At 45.6% G+C, this 21,388-nt stretch carries 15 protein-coding genes and 1 riboswitch; of the genes, 11 read left to right on the top strand and 4 right to left on the bottom strand.

Going from position 1 to position 21,388, the window contains the following annotated elements:
• Positions 1 to 91: 91 nt before the first annotated feature.
• From BLU98_RS03330 to BLU98_RS03350, 5 genes are read left to right on the top strand one after another with little or no spacing between them, the layout of a single operon-like run.
• Entirely contained in the window at positions 92 to 6,157 is a 6,066-nt protein-coding gene (locus tag BLU98_RS03330) for an alpha-2-macroglobulin family protein (protein ID WP_139173821.1), read from the top strand.
• Positions 6,158 to 6,199: 42 nt separating this feature from the next.
• Positions 6,200 to 6,511, top strand: a complete 312-nt coding sequence (locus BLU98_RS17510) for a DUF6922 domain-containing protein (RefSeq protein ID WP_139173822.1) — start codon at positions 6,200 to 6,202, stop codon at positions 6,509 to 6,511.
• 8 nt (positions 6,512 to 6,519) lie between these two features.
• Complete coding sequence (locus tag BLU98_RS03340) at positions 6,520 to 7,098, top strand: nucleotidyl transferase AbiEii/AbiGii toxin family protein (protein WP_257574676.1); 579 nt, start codon at positions 6,520 to 6,522, stop codon at positions 7,096 to 7,098.
• Positions 7,099 to 7,115: 17 nt separating this feature from the next.
• Positions 7,116 to 8,186, top strand: coding sequence for an NAD(P)/FAD-dependent oxidoreductase (locus BLU98_RS03345; protein WP_092722022.1), 1,071 nt, complete (start codon positions 7,116 to 7,118; stop codon positions 8,184 to 8,186).
• A gap of 35 nt (positions 8,187 to 8,221) precedes the next feature.
• Positions 8,222 to 8,635 (top strand): hypothetical protein, encoded by a 414-nt coding sequence (locus BLU98_RS03350; protein ID WP_257574677.1) that lies wholly within the window; start codon positions 8,222 to 8,224, stop codon positions 8,633 to 8,635.
• Between the two features lie 5 nt (positions 8,636 to 8,640).
• Here BLU98_RS03350 and BLU98_RS03355 read toward each other — a convergent pair whose 3' ends face one another.
• On the bottom strand, positions 8,641 to 9,099 hold the full coding sequence (locus tag BLU98_RS03355; protein ID WP_139173823.1) for a hypothetical protein: 459 nt from the start codon (positions 9,097 to 9,099) through the stop codon (positions 8,641 to 8,643).
• A 125-nt stretch (positions 9,100 to 9,224) separates the two neighbouring features.
• The gene (locus tag BLU98_RS03360) at positions 9,225 to 10,367 is read right to left on the bottom strand and encodes an MFS transporter (protein WP_092722437.1); all 1,143 of its coding nucleotides are present in this window, start codon (positions 10,365 to 10,367) and stop codon (positions 9,225 to 9,227) included.
• A 94-nt stretch (positions 10,368 to 10,461) separates the two neighbouring features.
• On the opposite strand from BLU98_RS03360, the gene aspS reads away from it, so the two are divergent.
• From aspS to BLU98_RS03385, 5 genes are all read left to right on the top strand, one after another.
• A complete protein-coding gene (gene aspS, locus BLU98_RS03365) occupies positions 10,462 to 12,294 on the top strand; it encodes an aspartate--tRNA ligase (RefSeq protein ID WP_092722026.1) in 1,833 nt (610 codons plus the stop codon).
• Positions 12,295 to 12,327: 33 nt separating this feature from the next.
• Positions 12,328 to 12,846 carry a hypothetical protein gene (locus BLU98_RS03370; RefSeq protein ID WP_092722028.1) on the top strand — a complete coding sequence of 173 codons (519 nt, stop codon included), beginning with the start codon at positions 12,328 to 12,330 and terminating at the stop codon, positions 12,844 to 12,846.
• 73 nt (positions 12,847 to 12,919) lie between these two features.
• Positions 12,920 to 14,191: a replication-associated recombination protein A gene (locus BLU98_RS03375; RefSeq protein WP_092722030.1), complete on the top strand. Its 1,272-nt coding sequence runs from the start codon at positions 12,920 to 12,922 to the stop codon at positions 14,189 to 14,191.
• A gap of 134 nt (positions 14,192 to 14,325) precedes the next feature.
• Positions 14,326 to 15,678, top strand: coding sequence for a M20/M25/M40 family metallo-hydrolase (locus tag BLU98_RS03380; RefSeq protein ID WP_092722032.1), 1,353 nt, complete (start codon positions 14,326 to 14,328; stop codon positions 15,676 to 15,678).
• Positions 15,679 to 15,774: 96 nt separating this feature from the next.
• Positions 15,775 to 16,122: a hypothetical protein gene (locus tag BLU98_RS03385; RefSeq protein ID WP_092722034.1), complete on the top strand. Its 348-nt coding sequence runs from the start codon at positions 15,775 to 15,777 to the stop codon at positions 16,120 to 16,122.
• A gap of 6 nt (positions 16,123 to 16,128) precedes the next feature.
• On the opposite strand, the gene BLU98_RS03390 is transcribed toward BLU98_RS03385, so the two are convergent.
• Positions 16,129 to 17,607, bottom strand: a complete 1,479-nt coding sequence (locus BLU98_RS03390) for an NAD(P)/FAD-dependent oxidoreductase (RefSeq protein ID WP_092722036.1) — start codon at positions 17,605 to 17,607, stop codon at positions 16,129 to 16,131.
• 66 nt (positions 17,608 to 17,673) lie between these two features.
• On the opposite strand from BLU98_RS03390, the gene BLU98_RS03395 reads away from it, so the two are divergent.
• Entirely contained in the window at positions 17,674 to 18,126 is a 453-nt protein-coding gene (locus tag BLU98_RS03395) for a GNAT family N-acetyltransferase (protein ID WP_092722038.1), read from the top strand.
• Positions 18,127 to 18,163: 37 nt separating this feature from the next.
• Here the strand turns inward: BLU98_RS03395 and uvrA are convergent, their stop codons facing one another.
• The gene (gene uvrA / locus BLU98_RS03400; RefSeq protein WP_092722040.1) at positions 18,164 to 21,025 is read right to left on the bottom strand and encodes an excinuclease ABC subunit UvrA; all 2,862 of its coding nucleotides are present in this window, start codon (positions 21,023 to 21,025) and stop codon (positions 18,164 to 18,166) included.
• 87 nt (positions 21,026 to 21,112) lie between these two features.
• Positions 21,113 to 21,224, top strand: a riboswitch (SAM riboswitch).
• Positions 21,225 to 21,388 lie beyond the last annotated feature (164 nt).

A 21,388-nucleotide genomic window follows, 5' to 3' on the forward strand; every position in this document is an offset into this window, starting at 1 on the left:
TTTTTTTTGTGTATCTGCTGCATCTTTGTGTAATCCCCCGCAGGTTTGCATCCTTAGATACAAAACGTATTTATTGTATAAAATCAACAGTATGGCTTTAAAGAAGATGGGTATGATAATGGCGATGATGTTGTGCATAGGCTTTGTTCATGCACAGCAAAAAGACACCGCTTATCAGAAAGAATGGAAAGAGATCGATTCACTAATAGTGATCAAAAGCCTTCCCAAATCGGCACTTGTTAAACTGGATGCCTTACAGAAGAAAGTTAGCCTGCATCAACAACAGGCACAGGTTATCAAATGCCTCATTTATCGATATTCGCTGCAAGACCAGGTGTTGGAGAATGACCCCAACCGGGCGGTGCAAACATTATTGGCTTCCATCGGCAATACCAGCGATGCTGTTCAAAAAAGCATCCTGAAAGCGTTGGTGGCGAAAAAGCTGTATGAATACTTCAATATGTACCGTTGGCGCTTTTACAACCGGAAAGCGACTGTTAATTATGCCAAAGCTGATATAAGCACCTGGGGCATTGCTGATTTTCACAAAGCCATCACGCAATATTTCCTCGAAGCTTTAGCCGATAAAGAAATATTGCTTCATACCAGTCTCAAAGATTTTGAAGCCATATTGATCAAAGGCGATAAGCACCGTTCTTCCTTATATCATTTGCTGGCCAATGAAGCATTGGTGTACTTCAAATCAGGCGACCCTTATTCAACTGATCCGCTTTATGTTTCCAGGATCAGCGATCCCGTTGCTTTATCAGGAAGAGAGGTATTTATCAAGCATCCATTTCTTGCAAAGGATAACAGCATGCTTGAACTGATTGCCCTTCAATTATACCAGCACCTCTTAACTGTTACCACGAATGCCGATGAGTTGGTGGGAACTGATATCGGGCGGATCGAATGGGTCTATAGTCATGCGCAGTTCAACAATAAGGAATCGGTTTACAGGTCTGCACTGGAAACGATCATATCAAACAACAAACAGGTATCGTCCACTGCAAAAGCATGGGTAGACCTGGCGCAACTGGAGCTGCAAAAGGCCGACAGTTACCAGGCATCAGTAGATACCAGCAATCGTTATGCTTATGTAAAGGCAAAAAAAATCATTGACAACGCAGTTTCCAGTATTGACAAAAACAATCCCTGGCGTAATAATTTCCATCCATTATTATCACAGATCACAGAAAAAGAGTTAAGCTCTCAAACCGAACAGGTAAATATTCCCGGTAAACCTTTCCGGGCATTGGTAAGCTTCCGAAACATCGATACTGTTTATGCAAAGATCATACGCATTGATACAAAAGAACTGCCAAACCAATATTGGGAAGCCGGCTATTGGAAGAAGATCACTTCATTGGAAACATACAGGGCCTTCTCCCAGGCGCTGCCTGTTACCAATGATTACCGGCAGCACGCTGTTGAGATCAAGCTAGATGGGCTTTCTGTTGGTCGTTATGCTTTGTTGTGTTCAAACAGTCCGCTATTCAATGACAGCCTCAACAAACTGAGTGTTCAGTTCTTTTCTGTTTCCAATATCAGTTATGTCCGTAATGATCATGATTTCTTTGTGCTGAACCGTGAGAACGGCCAGCCGTTGGCCAATGTAAATGTGGCCATCTTTAGCGAGCAACGCCTTATTGCCAATAAGCAAACAGACCGGAATGGTTATTTCATGTACCGTGAAACGAACAATCGAAGCCGCAATACGAGGTATGTTTTCAGCAAAGGGAAAGATGAACTCAGGCTGGATGCAACTGAGTTCATTCCTTACCAAAACGATCCCTCCATCAATGATGTACAGGATACCGAATCGGATGATTTCGAAAACGGCAACAGCAGGATATTCTTTTTTACCGACCGTTCTATTTACAGGCCGGGGCAGTACGTTTATTTCAAAGGCATTGCTGTTAAGAAAAATCGCCAGACCAGGATGAGCAGGTTGATTACCCGTAAAGATTCCGGCTGGGTGTACCTGTCCAATGTTAATGGCAAAAGAGTAGATTCTATTCGCTTCTCACTGAATGACTATGGTTCATTCAGCGGCCGGTTCCAGGTTCCGCAAAATACACTGACCGGTATTTTTTCCATTCAAACAAACTGGAAGATCTATTCAAGCGCTGCTGTTTCTGTTGAAGCTTACAAAAGGCCCGGGTTCTTTGCCGGCTTCGACAAAGTAAAAGGCAGTTATCGCCTGAATGATTCGGTAACTGTGCATGGCAATGCCACTGCCTATGCCGGTAATAGCATCAACGGCGCTAAAGTTACCTATACTGTTAAAAGAAATACCCGTTACCTGAACCCCTGGCTGCGCAATAATTACATACCTATACAATCGTCTTCGATAGAAATCGCACATGGTGAATTAATCACCGATGACAATGGTAAATTCAATATTCCTTTCAAAGCACTGGCAGATGACCATGCAAACAGGGATGCCAATCCTATATTCAATTTCGAAGTATTGGTCAGCATAACGGATATCAACGGCGAAACGCGTACGGCCAGCACCACCGTAAGAGCTGGTTATGCGTCTATCATACTACAGGCCAATATACCGGATGTATTACCTACTGATAGTTTTGCCCAACTTAAGTTGAGTGTAACCAATCTCGACGGGCAACCGGAACAGGTTAAAGTGCATGTCAGCATCTATCCGCTGGAAGCGCCGCAACAACCTGTAAGAAAACGTTACTGGCAGAATCCTGATCTGTTCGTGATGAGTCGCAATGAGTTTACCCGGTATTTTCCGAATGATGAATATGAGAATGAATCGAATTACCGGACATGGAAAGCAGGACCCCTTGTAACATCTTCTACCATCGATACCAAAGAAAGTGAAACCTGGCAATTGACTCCGGGCGTGTTACACAGTGGTTATTATAAGATCGAATCTGTTGCTACCGATGCATACGGACAAGAAGTGAAGGACATTAAATACATGCAGATGTTTAGCATCACCAAAGGAGCATACCCTACTTCGTCGTATCAATTCAGTTATACACTAAAGGGAATGGCTCTGCCGGGTGATACAGCCAGGTTCTATGCTGTTTCGATGGCAGACCAGGTTTATGTAATTCGCAGAACCGACCGCCCGGGGAAAGCAGGAGGAGTCTATACTTTTAATACCCGCAATAAAGGATTTGAAACCATTGAGTTTGCAGCAACTGAAGCGGACCGTGGGGGTGTTGGGATTGCTGAAGTCTTTGTTTACAATAACAGGGTTTATAACAGCCAGTATAATGTGCTTGTTCCCTGGTCTAACAAACAGTTGTCGGTAAGCTATGCCAGTTTCCGTAACCACACCGAGCCCGGAAGCAAAGAACAATGGACCGTACAGGTCAAGGGAGAGAAAGGCCAGCAGCAGGCAGCAGAACTGCTTACCGGCATGTATGATGCTTCTTTGGACCAGTTCAAACCGCATAACTGGAGCATACCTGCTATTTGGGAAACCAATTATTGGCGGAACGGTTTTATTGCATCTACTAATTTCGGCGCAGCAACTGCCAACCAGAATTATATCACAGAACCTACTGTTGAATTTATTGAACATGCTTATGATCGTTTGTCTGTTAATGCCAATGAATTTTGGAGCATCTATAGCATAAAATGGGAAGATCGTTCTACTGCATCGGCAAATGTGCATTTGATGCCCGATAAAAAAATGCTGAATGAGGTTGTAATAACAGGTGCAGGAGACATGAATAGGATCCGCTATGCCAAGCCTGTGGCAGAACCCATTGGAGAAGCCGAAAACATGCAGAACGAACCGCAGAAAATAAGAACTGATTTCAAAGAAACCGCTTTCTTCTTCCCGCAGCTTTATGCCGACTCACTGGGTAATTATACTTTCAGCCTTACCATGCCGGAGGCGCTTACTACCTGGAAATGGATGACTCTGGCACATACAAAAGATCTTGCTTTTGGTACTGCTACCCAGTCCATCGTTACCCAAAAAACGCTCATGGTGCAACCCAATCTGCCACGTTTCCTTCGCGAAGGAGATCAGATTGAATTGAGCAGTAAGATTGCCAACCTGGGGGCACAGGAATTAACAGGTCAGGCAACGCTTGAACTGATCGACGCGACTACCGGAACATCGGTGGATGGCTGGTTCCAGAACGTTTTCCCTGTTCAATATTTTACTGCTGAGCCAGGAAAAAGTACTGTTGTTAAATTCCCTATACAGGTGCCATTCAGTTTCAATAAGCCGCTCACCTGGCGAATCGTAGCAAAAGCGGGTAATTACAGTGATGGTGAAGAGAATACCCTGCCTGTTGTAACCAACCGCATGTTGGTTACCGAAAGCCTGCCATTGTTTCTTCAGAAAGATACTACGCAATCGTTCCGTTTTGAGAAACTGCTGCACACATCCAGCGAAACACTTACGCATGAAGGGTTAACGGTTGAATACACTACCAATCCCGCCTGGTATGCGGTAAAAGCATTGCCTTATCTCATCGAGTATCCTTACGAATGTGCAGAGCAAACATTCAACCGTGTGTATGCCAATGCGCTTGCTGCTTATATCCTGCAAAAGAACCCCAAAATTAAGCAGGTACTGGATCAATGGATGACAGATACCAGTGCTGCACAAAGCAACCTGCAAAAGAACCAGGCGCTGAAACAACTGCTGATAGAGGAAACACCCTGGGTTTTTGATGCGGAGAACGAAGCAAGCCAGTCAAAGAACCTGGCTTTGCTGCTGGACCTTGCGAAGCTTGATCAACAAACCGATCAGTTCATTGAAAAATTACAGCAGCTTCAGCTGCCCAGTGGCGGATTTGTATGGTTCAAAGGAGGGTATGAAGACCGGTATATGACCAATTATATTCTTACGGGTATTGGTAAACTGAAGCGTCTGGGTGCGTTTAGCACTGCTATTGCTTTACGTCTCAATCCTATTATCAGCAATGCAATTAAATGGCTTGATAGTAAAATGCGAGAAGATTATCAAAGCATCCATCAAAGCAAAACTACCGGTCAGAAGCAATGGCAATTGTCTTCTGTACAAATTCAATACCTGTATATGCGCAGTCTTTTCAGGGATATTGCACAAACTGCTCCCGAAGCTTACCGGTATTTTTATAACACCGGCAAACAACATTGGAATGATCAGAATCAATACAACCAGGCCATGTTGGGATTAGTCTTTTACTGGAACAATGACGTGCAATTTGTGAATACCACCCTCCTTCCTTCCATACTTGAAAATACGGTTGAAAATACTGCACAAGGCAGTCTTCATTGGAAATCGCAGCAAACCTGTTTCTGGTATACTTCTCCTATTGAACACCAAAGTATGATGATCTCATTCCTGCAGGAATTACAACAGGATAACAAAAGCAAGTCTTTATTATCTGCCATCAACAAAGCGAGAACCTGGTTGTTATTGAACAAACAAACCAATAACTGGGAAACGACTGTAGCTACCGCTGATGCCTGTTATGCCTTATTGCAAAGTGGCAGCGGGTGGCTTAACAACGAAAGCAAATTGTCCATCCGCCTGGGCAACTATACCACCAACAATAATACTGGAAAGCAGCAGGCTGGTACTGGTTATTTTAGTACACATATCGATGGCAAATCTGTAAAACCGGAAATGGGCACTGTTACTGTGCAGATCGCTTCAAAACGCAGTTACAACGAGCAACCTCCCAGTTGGGGTAGCGTGTACTGGCAATATTTTGAAAACCCTGACAAGATCACACCCGCAGCTACTCCTTTGTCGTTATCCAGAAAATTATTTGTGGAAAAAAACACGGAACATGGCAAAGCGCTCGATCTGGTTAAAGAAGGAGAAGAATTAAAAGTGGGTGATAAAGTGGTGGTGCGAATAGAATTGAAAAGCGACCGCGATATGGAATACCTGCATCTCAAAGACATGCGGGCAGCTGCTATGGAGCCGGTGAATGTATTGAGCGGTTATAAATGGCAGGATGAACTGGGCTATTACGAGAGTACAAGAGATGCCAGCACGAATTTCTTCATCAGTTACCTGCGGAAAGGCACTTATGTTTTCGAATACCCGACCTTTGTAACCCAGACAGGCGTTTTCTCTACGGGCATAGCTACTATCCAGTGTATGTATGCACCTGAGTTCAACAGCCATTCTGAAGGATTCAACATTAGGGTAAACAAATTATGATGTATGAAGAGCATTACTTAGTTTTACATACAACGAGCAGCTATGGCAGTTACAGCCGAAAAAAAAATACCACATTTCAATAAACGCATATTCTGGGATGTGCGCTTTGCGTCTTTGGATTTTGAAAGCCGGGCCAGTTTTGTAATTGAAAGGGTTTTTGAGCGGGGTGATGTCAATGATATACGCGAATGCAGGAAGTTTTACAGTCATGAAAAGATTGAAGCGGCCTTGCTGAATGCCAAGTTTCTTCCAACCCGTACCATGTACCTTGCCGCTGCGGTTATTCAGCGACATATTGAAGAATTCAGATGTTACAAACTCAGACAGTCGAACCCCGCACTTTTTCCTTACTAACGCAACTGATGAAGTTGCCGGCATTAGCTGATTTCTACCTCGTTGGCGGTACCGCACTTTCATTACAGTTCGGCCATCGCATTTCTGTTGATCTTGATTTATTTGGGCACACCCATTTTGACAGAGAGGTCATCATCAAGGTGCTAGAAGAGGAATACAGGAACGATTTCAGCTATGATGGTAAAATAAATTCGTGGGGAATCTTTGGGTTTATACGTGACGTAAAAGTAGATATTATCAATTATAAACATCCCGTAATCCAGCAGCCAGTCACGATTGATGGCATCAGGATGTATAGTACTGAAGATATTATCGCTATGAAGATTAACGCCATTTTGGGCCGTAGTATGAAGAAGGATTTCTGGGACGTTTATGAACTGCTTAAGCATTATACTATTGATCAGTTCATATCATTCCATTCGAAAAAATTTCCCTCACAACAATTAATGATTTCGATCCCCCAGGCATTGGTCTATTTTGAGGACGCCGAAGAAAGTGAAGAGCCCATCAGCCTCAAAGGACAGACCTGGGAGGGCGTGAAGAAATTCATTCAACAGAAAGTAAACGATTTTCTTAGCCCTGTGTGACCTCTTGACTCCTCCTTATGACCACAGATTATCTCATCATCGGGCAAGGCATTTGCGGAAGTTTTTTGAGCTGGAATTTATTGAAGGCCGGCCAACGTGTCGTAGTCATTGATGAAAATCGCCCGCATACCGCTTCCAAAGTTGCCAGCGGTGTGATCAATCCGGTTACCGGTCGCCGCATTGTACGTACCTGGGAAATAGAAAAACTCATGCCTTTTGCGGTGGATGCATACACAGAATGGGGAAAAGCATTCGATGTTGAACTGATCCGGCAATGCAATATCCTGGATTTTCATCCCACTCCTCAAATGATGCTGGCTTTTGCGGAACGCCTGCCTGTGGAAACGGATTATTTACGCAAGCCCGACGATGCAGATCACTGGAAAAATTATTTCAACTATCCTTTCGGTGTAGGAGAGATCAATCCTTGCTGGCTCATCGACCTGCATGTCTTACTCGATCGCTGGCGTTCACAATTGAAGCAGCAGGAAATATTGCTGGAATCAAGATTCAACTGGCAGGATTGCGAAGTTTTTCCTGACCATGTCCGTTATCAAAACATCACGGCATCGAAGATCATCTGTTGTGAGGGTGCCGCAGGATTCAACAACCCTTATTTCCGCTCGCTCCCCTATGCTCCCAATAAAGGCCAGGTGATCGTTGCCCGCATTCCCGGGTTACCCCGTACCCATATTTTCAAACAGGGTATCAACCTGGTGCCCTGGGGTAATGAAGACTTGTTCTGGATCGGCTCTACCTATGAATGGGATTTTACCGACCTGTCGCCTTCTCCCGATTTCCTCGAAAAAGTAAAAGCCCAACTGGGGTATTGGCTCAAATTGCCGTTTACCATTGAAGACCATATTGCTTCTGAACGGCCTGCCAACCTGGAAAGAAGGCCTTTTGTGGGACTGCATCCTGTTGCTCCTTCCGTAGGGGTATTCAATGGGATGGGTACCAAGGGTTGCTCACTGGCGCCATATTTTGCGCACGAATTCACCGGTTACCTGGTCAATGGCAACCCCATCATGCCGCAGGCAGACATCAGCCGTTTTACAAAAATCCTCAGTGCAGGAAAAGCACAATAAATTAACTTGCTGCTCAATACCTAACTCAACCGCAGATGAGCAATAAAAACCATGCAACCGCAGCTACTTACAGCATTCCCGTTGCTTATAGAAAAATGGAGAACCTGCACATTGTATTCTGGTTATTCAAAGACATTGCCTGGTGCATGATCTGGAAACCATTGGGTATTGCAATGATCTTTCCTACCCTCATCATTTCTATTGTCATCGCATGGAGAACCCGGCATTTGGTATCGGAACTGTGCCACAATCTTGCCATCACCGTCTGGATCACTGCCAACTCTTATTGGATGATCAGTGAGTTCCTCCACTTCGATGAACACATCATCGCCGGACATATCACGTACAAACACCTGGCGCTGATTCCGTTTCTTTCAGGCATCGGCATGCTGGCCTATTATTATTGCTGGTACAAACCCAGGCATAAAGGTGAAATGGAGACCCTTTAACAAAATCAATACCTGTTGAACACATAACGCGACACATAGTTACCATTATAGTAAGTAGCGATCAATGTATTGCCGGAAACAATCGCTTCATCGAAAAACAAGTCTACCGAGCCAGCGCTGTACCTGTCGCGCAGATGTATTTCAAATGCATAGTGTGATCCGGAATAATAATCGCCATAACGGTCGTAGTAGCCGCCGCTGGTGTATCGCATGGCCCAGCTTCCCTGCATATTGGTAGTTGCGTCGCTGTACGTAGCGCCACCACCGTTGTAAAAATCAAACACGCCGTTTTCCAGTCCCGTGTGCACCAATTGCCAGCCATAGCTGGTATGTTGTGAAGCTTCTGACAATACCCAGGAGCCTGCAACCGGCATACCGCCATTTGCTACTACCACCGTCTTGGTACAGGAGCTGAACGAAAATAACAGGAGTATTGTCGTTGAAATAAGTAGTAGTCTTTTCATGTCGAATCATTGAAAGGTGAATGAATGTTGTTCACTCATACCTATTCAATTCTTTTACCAGAAACAGGTTTAGCAAAGGAACCCGCTGCATTTAGTTTTTTTTTAACGATTGCGTACAGACGCGCTCAATTCCATCGCATAAACGACGCCAATAAAGCGGTACACAATCCGAAGCAGGCAATAACGCTGAAAGACACACGCAGGCTGGCTGCCTGTGCGATGAAGCCGATCAGGGGCGGACCGAATAAAAAGCCGAAGAAACCAATAGTAGACACTGCTGCGAGTGCAACACCCGGTAACATGGTTTTGGATTTACCGGCAGAACTGTACACCAGCGGCACTACAGATGATACGCCGATACCCACTAATAAAAAGCCTGCAGTTGCAGGTATTACTGTAGGAAACAAAACCGCAGTAAACAATCCAACAGCAATGACCAATCCACTGCATTGCAGCATGCGCTTTGCGCCCAGCCGTGCAGTGAGCCGGTCGCCGATAAAACGCCCGCCCGCCATCGTACTCATAAAAGCTACATAACCCAGGGTGATCTGTTGCTCCGGCACCATGACCACTTTTTGAAAATATACGCCGCTCCAGTCGAACATGGTTCCTTCACAAACCATGCTGCCGAAAGCGATGAGTCCGAGTTTGAGAATGGCCGCATCCGGTTTGGCAAAAATGGGCTGGCTGCTTTTACCCGCATCGGTGGGCAGCAGGTAAGTACGGGTAACCAGTAAGGCCAGGATCACCGCACTACAGATCAGTGCAAAATGATACAGCGGAGCCAGGCTGCCCGATACAGCCAGGGTGCCGATGGCGGCCCCGGAAAATCCTGCCAGGCTCCAGGTGCCGTGGAAAGAGGCCATGATGGGACGCTTATACAAAGCCTCTACACCTACCGCCTGTGTATTTACAGAAATATTGAAAAGATTTCCGAACAAGCCGAATACAAATAATACGGCCGCCAGTTGCCAGGAATGTTGTACCGCGCCCAGGAATACCAGGGTGAGCGGGTAACCGGTTGCAGCCAGGATCACTACTTTTTTACTGCCCCAGCGCGATACCAGCCAGCCTGCAATGGGTAAGCTGGTCATAAGTCCTACCGGCAACGCTACCAGTACGGCTCCCAACCCGGCATCGTTGAGTTCTAATTTTTGTTTGATATCGGGTATCCTGCTGGCCCAGCTGGCGAAGCAGAGGCCGGCCAGGAAGAAAAAAACGGCTACAGCCCATCTGTGGCTTCGCCTGGAAGAAGTTGCTGTTATCATTCCCGCAAAGATGCAACCAAATTCATGGAATACCATCATTTCATGCAAACGGCCATTTCGGCTATATTTGCGGACCGTATAAAAGACATTGATTATGTATCGCTCTCATACCTGTGGAGAATTAAGGATTGGTGATGTAAATAAACAAGTAACCCTGGCCGGATGGGTTCAGACCGTTCGCAAATTCGGCGCCATTACTTTTGTGGACCTGCGCGACCGCTATGGCATTACCCAGTTGTTGTTCGGAGAAGAACTCAATAAAGTGCTGGATGAAAATCCGCTGGGGCGTGAATTTGTTTTACAGGCTACCGGCCTGGTGGCGGAACGCAGCAGCAAGAATGCTCATATTCCCACTGGCGAAATTGAGATCAACATACAGTCATTCACCGTATTGAACAAATCTGTCGTTCCGCCTTTTACCATACAGGATGATACCGATGGAGGCGATGACCTGCGCATGAAATACCGTTTCCTGGACCTACGCCGCAATGCCGTGAAGAAGAACCTGGAACTGCGCTATGCCGTGAACCGTTCAGCGCGAAACTACCTGCATGAGAACCAGTTCATGGATATTGAAACGCCATTCCTGATCAAGTCCACACCCGAAGGCGCCCGCGATTTTGTGGTGCCTTCCCGTATGAATCCCGGCCAGTTCTATGCATTGCCGCAATCGCCACAAACATTCAAGCAATTGCTCATGGTAAGCGGGTATGACCGCTATTATCAAATTGTGAAATGTTTCCGTGATGAAGACCTGCGAGCGGACAGGCAGCCGGAGTTTACACAGATCGACTGTGAGATGGCATTCGTAGAGCAGGAAGACATCCTAAACATGTTCGAAGGATTGGTGAAACGCATTTTCAAGGATGTAAAAAATATTGACTATACCGAAAAGGTAGCGCGCATGAGTTGGGAAGATGCCATGTGGCAGTACGGTAACGACAAACCCGATATCCGCTTTGGCATGAAGATCGCCAACCTGAAATCGGCTTTCACCCGAAATGGCAAAATAGAAGCCATTGGCGAACTCATCAACGGCGCCGGTTTTGGCGTATTCGACAATGCAGAAACCGTACTGGCCATTGCAGCACCCGGTTGCAGCGAGTACACCCGTAAACAAACCGATGAACTGACCGACTGGGTGAAGCGCCCGCAGATAGGCATGCAGGGACTTGTATTCATCAAATGCAATGCAGACGGCAGTTACAAGAGCAGTGTAGATAAATTCTATCCCGAAGACAAACTGAAAGCCATTGCCCATGCCGCAGGAGCTGTGGCGGGCGACCTGGTATTGATACTGGCCGGTCGTGAAGAACGTACCCGCAAAGCCATCAGTGAATTGCGCCTGGAAATGGGCAAACGCCTTGGTTTCAGGAAAGAAGATGAATTCAAACTGTTATGGGTGATGGATTTCCCGCTGTTTGAATATGCCGAAGAAGAAAACCGTTGGGTAGCGCGTCACCATCCATTCACTTCACCCAAACCCGATCATATTGAAGTGATGATCAATAACAACCCGGTGATTGAAAATGCAGAAAAATACCTGGAGCATCCCTATAACCATATCAAGGCCAATGCTTATGATATGGTGCTGAATGGAAATGAAATCGGTGGCGGGTCGATCCGTATCTACCAGCGCGCTTTGCAGGAAAAAATGTTTACTGCTTTGGGCATGAGCCAGGAGGAAGCGTTGCACAAGTTTGGTTTCCTGTTGGGTGCTTTTGAATTCGGCGCACCGCCGCATGGAGGAATTGCTTTTGGTTTCGATCGTCTTTGCTCCATCCTCGGTGGCAGCGAAAGTATTCGCGACTTCATCGCTTTCCCCAAGAACAACAGCGGTCGTGATGTGATGCTGGATGCGCCCAGTTCTATTGATGATAAGCAATTGGATGAATTGCAGATTCAATTAAACCAGGGTCAGGATTAAGTTTCATTCACTACTCAACCAATTATACGCATCGTGAATCAACTGACTTTATTCCGCATTCTCAGCTATATTTTACTACCCATCGGCGCTTTCTTTGGCCTGATGTCAACCATCTTTTTGCTCACAGCCATAGCCAATCCTGCATTGTTGCTGATCGTGTTCCTGTTCTTTTGCATGGCCGTTTATGCTTTCACCAGTTTTAGTTTCCTCACCAAGGGTATTATGGGTGGAAGAACATGCAAGGCATCCCTGAAAGACTGGATCAAAGTAAATGCTTATGTATGCGTATGCATTGCTACTTTGTTCGTGCTCAATTCGGTGAGTCTGCTGATGATGAACCCGGTCACCCTCCGCCAGACCGTGAGCCAGTTATTAGAGGCACAACCCAATTTACCTTCCGGCTACAGCATCGATTTCTTCCTTAAAATGATCAAAGGGGTATCCGGTTTCATGTTGTTTACCGGCATCGTATTACTGTTGCATATCTTCATCAATTTCAAATTGCTAAAGCGTTATAACCACCTTTTCTCTTCCAGTGATAACGCTGAATAACTGCTCAATAATCGATCACATTGAGCCATTGAGTATTGAGCAATCGTGCCATTAATTTTAGTACTTTTCAGGTGTGAACAACCAAACGCCATTAGCAGAGCGAATGCGTCCGGCTACGCTGGATGATTTAGTGGGACAGGAACACCTTACCGGTCAGGGTAGTATCCTGCGGATGGCCATTTCTCAAGGAAGGATTCCTTCGATGATCCTCTGGGGACCTCCCGGCGTGGGCAAGACCACTATTGCCAATATCATTGCACATACCCTACAGCTTCCTTATTTTCAGTTAAGCGCCATCAGCAGCGGTGTAAAAGATGTACGTGAAGTGATTGACCAGGCCCGTATGCAAAGTGGGGCTATCTTATTTATCGATGAGATACACCGGTTTAACAAAGGGCAGCAGGATGCCCTGCTGGGAGCTGTAGAGAAAGGTATCATTACCCTCATTGGCGCCACTACGGAAAATCCTTCTTTCGAAGTGAACAGCGCCTTGCTCAGCCGTTGCCAGGTATATGTGTTGAAAGCCTTGCAGCGAAAAGACCTCATTGCCTTATTACACCAGGCGCTGGAAAAAGACGAATGGCTGAAACAGCAATCTGTTGAACTGAAAGAGACAGAAGCCATGATCAATATTTCCGGCGGCGACGCCCGTAAACTGTTGAACCTGCTGGACCTCGTGGTGCAAACACAAGTGAAAGAAAAGAAACAGGTGGTGATCACGGATGCGTTGGTGATGCAGGTGGCGCAAAAGAAAATCGCTTTGTACGATAAGCAGGGCGAACAGCACTACGATATCATTTCTGCTTTCATCAAAAGTATGCGCGGCAGTGATCCCAATGCTGCAGTGTACTGGCTGGCCCGGATGATTGAAGGCGGAGAAGATGTAAAGTTCATTGCAAGACGCATGCTCATCTTCGCCAGTGAAGACATTGGCAATGCCAATCCCAATGCCTTGTTACTGGCCAACGCCACTTTCGATGCCGTGAGCAAAATCGGTTATCCCGAAAGCCGCATCATCTTATCGCAATGCGCTACGTACCTGGCTTCTTCTGTAAAAAGCAATGCCGCCTATGCAGCTATCGGAGCGGCTTCAGCGGCCGTACAGCAATATGGAGACCTGCCCGTTCCCCTTCACATTCGCAATGCGCCTACCAGGCTCATGAAAGACATGGATTATGGAAAGGGTTACCAGTACTCACACCTGGGAGAAGGTAATTTTATTGAACAGGAATACCTGCCCGAGAAGATCAAAGGCAACAAGTTCTATGAACCCGGCAACAATGCCCGTGAGAACGAGTTGCGTAAGTTTTTAAAAGAGCGCTGGAAAGACAAGTACGGATATTAAAATACATTCCCCGTCATCCCGAGCGCAGCCGAGGGATCTGCTCGAACCCTGCGGCAGCTCCTTCGACTCGCTTCGCTCGCTCAGGATGACGATAACAGGATACTCATTAACTTTAGTCCTCAATCAACCTCTTTATGAGAAAAATCATTGGCTTTACCCTTTCCTCTTTTTTACTGGCGCATACTATCCATGCACAAACCACTATACACCATGATCCGGAGATTGAACAGATGGTGAAAGAAGTATCTGCTGATTCATTACAGTCGTATATCAAACAAATGGTGGCCTTTGGCACACGCAATACCCTCAGTGCAAAGAACGATCACAAACGGGGCATTGGCGCTGCAAGAAATTGGGTATTGAGCAAGTTCAACGCTTTTGCCCAACAATCTGGCGGCAGACTCACCGCTTATATTGATACGTTTACCCTTGCTGCTGATAAAAAAAGGGTTGATACAGCAACTTTATTAGGCAATGTTGTTGCCGTTTTGAAAGGTGCCGACCCGAATGACAAACGTATTTTCCTCATCAGCGGTCACCTCGACAGTCGCCGTACCAATGTGATGGACAGAACCGGCGATGCACCCGGCGCTAACGACGATGGCAGTGGATCAGCCGCAGTGATCGAATGCGCGCGCATCATGAGCAGGCATGCATTTCCTGCCACCATCATTTTTGTAACGGTGAGTGGTGAAGAGCAAGGCTTGCTGGGCGCCGATTTTATGGCCTCAAAAGCAAAAAAACAGGAATGGGATATAGAAGCCATGCTCAACAACGATATCATGGGCAGCAACAACAGCAGTGAAACCCAGATCATCGATAATACCCGTATCCGCGTTTTCAGTGAAGGATTGCCGGCTTATGAAACGGAGCAATCGGCCAAAAATATTCGCCAGTTTGGCCTGGAGAATGATGGCAAAGCACGACAATTGGCGCGCTATGTAAAAGAGACCGGCGAGCGTTACGTGGAAAACCTGGAGGTAGTTATGATCTACCGCAACGATCGCTTTCTTCGCGGTGGCGACCATTCTCCCTTTGTTGAAAAAGGGTTTGCGGCCGTACGCATCACGGAGATGAATGAAAACTACAATCACCAGCACCAGGACATTCGCAAAGAGAATGGCATCCAGTATGGAGACCTTACCGAGTTCATGGACTTTGAATACCTGCGCAAGAACACTGCCATGAACCTGAGCAACCTGGCCAATTTGGCCAAAGCGCCAGCCATGCCAGAAGAAGTAAAAGTAGAAGTAAAGAACCTTGGTAATTACACCGATCTTAATTGGAAAGCACCCAAGACTGGTAAAACGAAAGGATATTATGTGATGATGCGCGAAACCACCAGTGCTGTGTGGCAGAAGAAATTCTTTACCGCAGAAACGAATTACAGGCTGCCTTACTCCAAAGACAACTATTTCTTTGCCGTACAAGCTGTCAACGAAACAGGCAACGAAAGCCTGGGAGTTATACCGATACCTGCACGATAAAAATGCGTACAATTAATATATTTTAACAAAAACAAATAAATTATTCTGAATAACTTTAGAAATCAAGATTTTCCTCACTTACAAAATAGCATCTGTATGAAACAATTTCTATTTATTCAAGCAATACTTATTTGTGTTGCTATCCCCTCCTTTGCGCAAAAGAAAGTAGAAAAATATTGCGTTATAATACCTTCTTTTCGATCTGGCAACTATAATAAAGTACAATTCGAATTGTACCATGGAAAAGTTGATTCTTTGTTTTCGTTCAAAGACAGTTCTTTTCAAGTCAATTTGACAAACGCAATCCCCACTTTAAAAACGATACCAGATTTATTGAACTATATGGGGTCACAGGGGTGGTTATTTGTGCCTCATGAGATAAGAACATATATGCTTATCTTCAGAAAAGAGTTTGATCAATCAGAACTAAAGAGTTCACAATAAGAGCTATTAAGATAGCTTCTCAGGTACCATTCGTCCTATTATCTTATCGGTGTCTTCAACGCCCCTGTCGCCACCTTCGTGGTACTCGGCATCTTCATTCACATCCCAAAGATTGTAGACTTCTTTCCCTGCCAGGATATTCTTTGCTGCGAGCATTGCAGTCATCATGCTATGATCCTGATTATTGTACTTGTGCATACCATTACGGCCCACCAAATAAAGACCGGGATAATCTTTCAGCGCTTCCTTGATATTATCTACATGCTGCTTGTAATCCTGGTCGTACACCGGGTAAGCTTTGGGCTGACGTACCACATAACCATCCACTACAGCAGCCGGATTGGTTAACCCGATCTGGGCAATTTCTTTTTTTCCTAACTCGATCAGATCAGCATCTTTACTGTTCCATAAACCATCGCCCTCAAAACAAAAATATTCCAACCCGTAACAAGCCATGTTCGGATCGGGCACCATATAAGGACTCCATGATTTGAAATTCTGAATGCGTCCTACTTTCACACTCGGATCGTGAATGTATATCCAGTTGTCGGTAAATGCATCTTCATCCCTGCAAATCAACACTACTGTCAGAAAATCCCTGTAACCCAATTTCCTGGCCGATTCCAGGGCTTCTTGCGGAAAAGCCGGTGCAACTGAATTAACCAGTTCACGCATGGGAGCTGAAGAAAGAACATAGTCGTATCCACTATAATCATTTCCGTCTGTTCCGTGTACTATCCATTTACCTCCGGCCGTATCAATTCCTTTCACCCCGCAATTCATCTTCACTTCTACTCCCAGTTTTTTACTTTTTTCAACGCATACCTCCCACATCATACCGGGCCCCATTTTAGGATAACGGAATGAATCGATCAGGGTCTTGATCATTTTATCCTTACCTCCACCTGATTTCCTTTGAGGGCGCAATGCATTCCAGATAGCACTACTGAGCGACAATCCTTTGATACGCTGTGCGGCCCAATCGGCGCTGATCTCTTTACAAGGAATGCCCCACACTTTCTCGGTATAGGTTTTGAAGAAAATATTGAACAGGCGTTTCCCGAACTGGTTGCTTACCCAGTCTTCAAAGTTGGTGGGATTTTTTACCGGGAAAGCCTTTGCCTGTAGGTAACTTAATACACACAATGCGCTCTCAATGATACCCAGTTTGCGGAGCGCGTCAAAAGCCACAAGCGGATATGAAAAGAATTTCTTGTTGTAATAAATACGGGAACTCCGGGGTCTTTCCAACATTTCATCTCCCAATATTTCTGTCCAGAAATCTTCCACTTCTTTCGACTTGGAGAAAAAACGGTGTCCACCAATGTCAAAATGGTATCCTTTGTATGATTCGGTGCGGGAGATGCCTCCTACATATTGAGGGTCTTTCTCAAAAACGGTCACGTCTTGTCCGCCTTTTCCCAATAAATAGGCCGCTGTAAGTCCAGCCGGTCCGGCTCCAATAATTGCCACTCTTTTTTGCATACTGATCAAATCGTATCTAAAAAATGCTTATACTCGCGAATACGCAAAGGTGTAAAAAAAAGCCCAATGAGCAATTCATCCTATCAATGTAATTATAAACCCTTTGAAGCGCTTACTGTAGCTGAGTTGTACGCCATTTTGCAATTGAGGAACAGGGTTTTTATCGTAGAACAACAATGTGTTTACGCCGATACAGATGGAAAAGATGCTTTTTGTTTTCACCTGATGGTATGGGATGATAATCAACTGGCTGCCTATGCGCGTTTGTTGCCGGCGGGACTGGCTTTTGAACAAGCATCCATTGGCCGGGTGGTCAGCGATCCCGAATACCGTGGAAAAGGCGCCGGAAAATTGTTGATGACGCAGGCGATTGCGCTTTGTCATGAATTATTCGGTCCTGGCCCAGTCAAAATAGGCGCCCAGCTCTACCTTAAGCGCTTCTATGAATCGCTGGGTTTTGTAAAATGCAGTGAAATGTATTTGGAAGATGGGATTGAGCATATTGAAATGTTGAGATAGATGTTAGTTGTCAGATGATAGATTTTCTTTCTAACAACTAATTCAGTTCCGTTTTCAAAAATTTCGCTGTATGACTCTGTTTATTGCCGATCATGTCTTCCGGCGTTCCTTCAAACAATATTTTTCCGCCGCCGTCTCCTCCTTCGGGGCCCAGGTCAATGATATGATCGGCTACTTTGATCACGTCGAGATTGTGTTCGATTACCAGCACGGTATTGCCGCGGTCTACCAGTTTGTTCAACACATCCAGCAAATGTTGTATGTCCTGAAAATGTAAACCCGTTGTAGGTTCATCGAGTATATAGAACGTTTTACCTGTATCTTTTTTGCTGAGCTCCGTTGCCAGTTTCACACGCTGCGCCTCGCCACCACTAAGGGTTACAGCCGATTGGCCCAGGGTTATATAGCCCAGTCCTACTTCTTCCAGCACTTTTATTTTCCGGTACAGATAGTGAACCGGCTGGAAAAACTCGCAGGCTTCGTCTACCGTCATGTTCAGCACATCGCTGATCGATTTTCCTTTATAACGTATCTCCAGGGTTTCCCTGTTATAGCGTTTGCCATTGCATTTCTCGCAATGCACATACACATCGGGGAGGAAATTCATTTCAATCACCCGCATGCCGCCTCCTTCGCAAACATCGCAGCGGCCTCCTTTCACATTGAAAGAAAAACGCCCTGCATTGTATCCGCGCACTTTGGCTTCGGGTACAGCAGCAAACAATGTCCGGATCTCTGTAAAGAATCCGCAATAAGTAGCGGGATTGCTGCGCGGCGTACGGCCAATGGGCGACTGATCGATCTCAATCACTTTGTCGATATACTCCAAACCCTTGACAGTCTTGAATGTCATAGGTGTTACCCTGCTATTGTACGCATGCTTATATAAAATAGGGAACAATGTTTCATTGATGAGCGTTGATTTGCCACTACCGCTTACACCGCTTACCACGATTAGTTTGCCAAGCGGGAATTTCACATCGATGTTCTTCAGGTTATTACCGGATGCGCCCTTCAATTCCAGCGCTTTACCATTTCCTTTCCTTCTTTCCTTGGGAACGGCAATATTTTTCTTACCGCTCAGGTAGAGCGCCGTATCGGATTTGCTTTTTAATACTTCAGCCGGTGTACCCGCTGCAACAATTTGTCCGCCATGCATACCTGCCCTGGGGCCGATATCTACCAGGTGATCGGCTGCCATCATGATGTCTTTATCGTGCTCAACTACCAGCACGCTGTTGCCAATATTGCGCAGATTCTGCAGGGCTATGATGAGTTGGTGGTTATCGCGCTGGTGCAATCCAATAGAAGGTTCATCTAATATATATGTGATGCCTTGCAATTGAGAACCGATCTGCGTAGCAAGCCTGATGCGCTGCGATTCGCCGCCACTCAGCGTTCTGGAAGGCCTGTTGAGTGAAAGATAGGTAAGCCCTACATCGAGCAAGAAGCGCGTCCGTTCCCTGATCTCTTTCAAAATATCTTTGGCTATTACATTTTGTTTGCTGCTCAGTCGTTTTTCTATTCCTTCAAACCATTGATTAAATTTATCCAGGTTGAGGTTACTTAACTCGGCAATATTCTTTCCATCGATTTTGAACCACAAGCTTTCTTTTTTTAAGCGGTTGCCATCGCAAGTAGGACAAGTCTTCAATTCCATGAATTTTTCCACCCAGTCGCGCAGTACATCACTGGTATTGCCGGCAAACCATCTCCGCAGCATGGGAATGATGCCTTCGAATTCTCCTTCATAAGGTTTTCCATCAACGGATTCATCTATTGAGATCGTTTCTTCATCAGCTGTATCTCCTGCCGCATTGCCATATAAGAGTATATTCAGCGCTGATGGAGATAAATCTTTGATGGGTTTATCCAGGCTGATCCGGTTCTTCTTGGCCAATGCTTCTACCTGCCGGAACAGGTGTGCGTCGCGCTGTTCTCCCAATGGTGCAATACCGCCGGCTTTGATGCTGATGGAATGATCGGGCATCACCGCTTCCAGGTTCACCGAATAAACATTGCCGAGCCCTTTGCAAGTAGGACAAGCGCCATAGGGTGAGTTGAAAGAGAACGCATTGGGCGAAGGCTCTTCATAGCTGATGCCTGTATCTTCACACATGAGCTGGCGGGAGTACTGCACCAGTTTATCATTATCATTCAGCAACAGGAACATCAGTTCCTTGCCCATTTTCAAAGCTTGTTGCACACTCTGGCTCAGGCGCACTTTCATGTCTTCCGTTACCTGCAACCTGTCTATCACCACTTCAATATCGTGTATCTTGTAGCGGTCCACCTGCATTTTCGGTTTGAGTTCCAGCACTTCGCCATCTACTCGCACTTTGAGGAATCCTTTCTTACGTATCTCTTCAAACAGTTCTCGGTAATGTCCTTTCCTGCCCCGCACCATTGGCGCCAGCAGGCTTACTTTTTTATTTTTGAAACGGGTATAGATATTTTCAACGATCTCTTCCTCGCTGAACTTCACCATTTTTTTTCCCGTGTTATAACTGTAAGCCTCACCTATCCTTGCAAACAACAAACGCAGGAAATCATATACTTCTGTAACCGTACCTACTGTAGAACGCGGGTTCTTGTTGGTGGTTTTTTGTTCGATGGAAATAACCGGGGAAAGTCCGGTGATCTTGTCTACATCTGGCCTTTCCATATCGCCAACGAACTGGCGGGCATACGCGCTGAAGCTTTCCATATACCTTCGTTGCCCTTCGTTGTAAATGGTATCGAACGCCAATGACGATTTACCGCTGCCACTGACCCCGGTAAACACCACCAGCTTATTCTTGGGAATGGTAATATCGATGTTCTTGAGGTTGTGTTCCCTTGCACCCAACACATCAATGGATTCGTCTTCTTTTGTCGATTTTTTTTGAGTCTTTGCCATAGCCGGATTGTAAAGATAGCACCCCTCCCAGAATTTTTTTGCCGTTTATCCCTCCCACCCTACCTTTGCCCCAGTTCTTTAAGCAACAACTTATCCAGAAAGGCAGAGGGAAATGGCCCTATGATGCCTTGGCAACCCATACCACTTACTCAGCGGTACGAAGGTGCCAATTCCGTCCACAAAAGTGGAAAGATAAGTCAGAGTAAAAGTTTGATCCCAAAGCGGCTCCGTCGCCTCAAATATTTCAAGCTCATCTGACTTTACGGATGAGCTTTTTTATTTTTTCTCTTTGCCCCGGGCTTAAGCCCGGGGCAAAGAGAAAAAATAAAAAACATCTGTAGGTTATTGCAAGAAGAAGATTAT

This window comes from Hydrobacter penzbergensis (assembly GCF_900106985.1).
Taxonomy (GTDB): Bacteria; Bacteroidota; Bacteroidia; order Chitinophagales; family Chitinophagaceae; genus Sediminibacterium; species Sediminibacterium magnilacihabitans.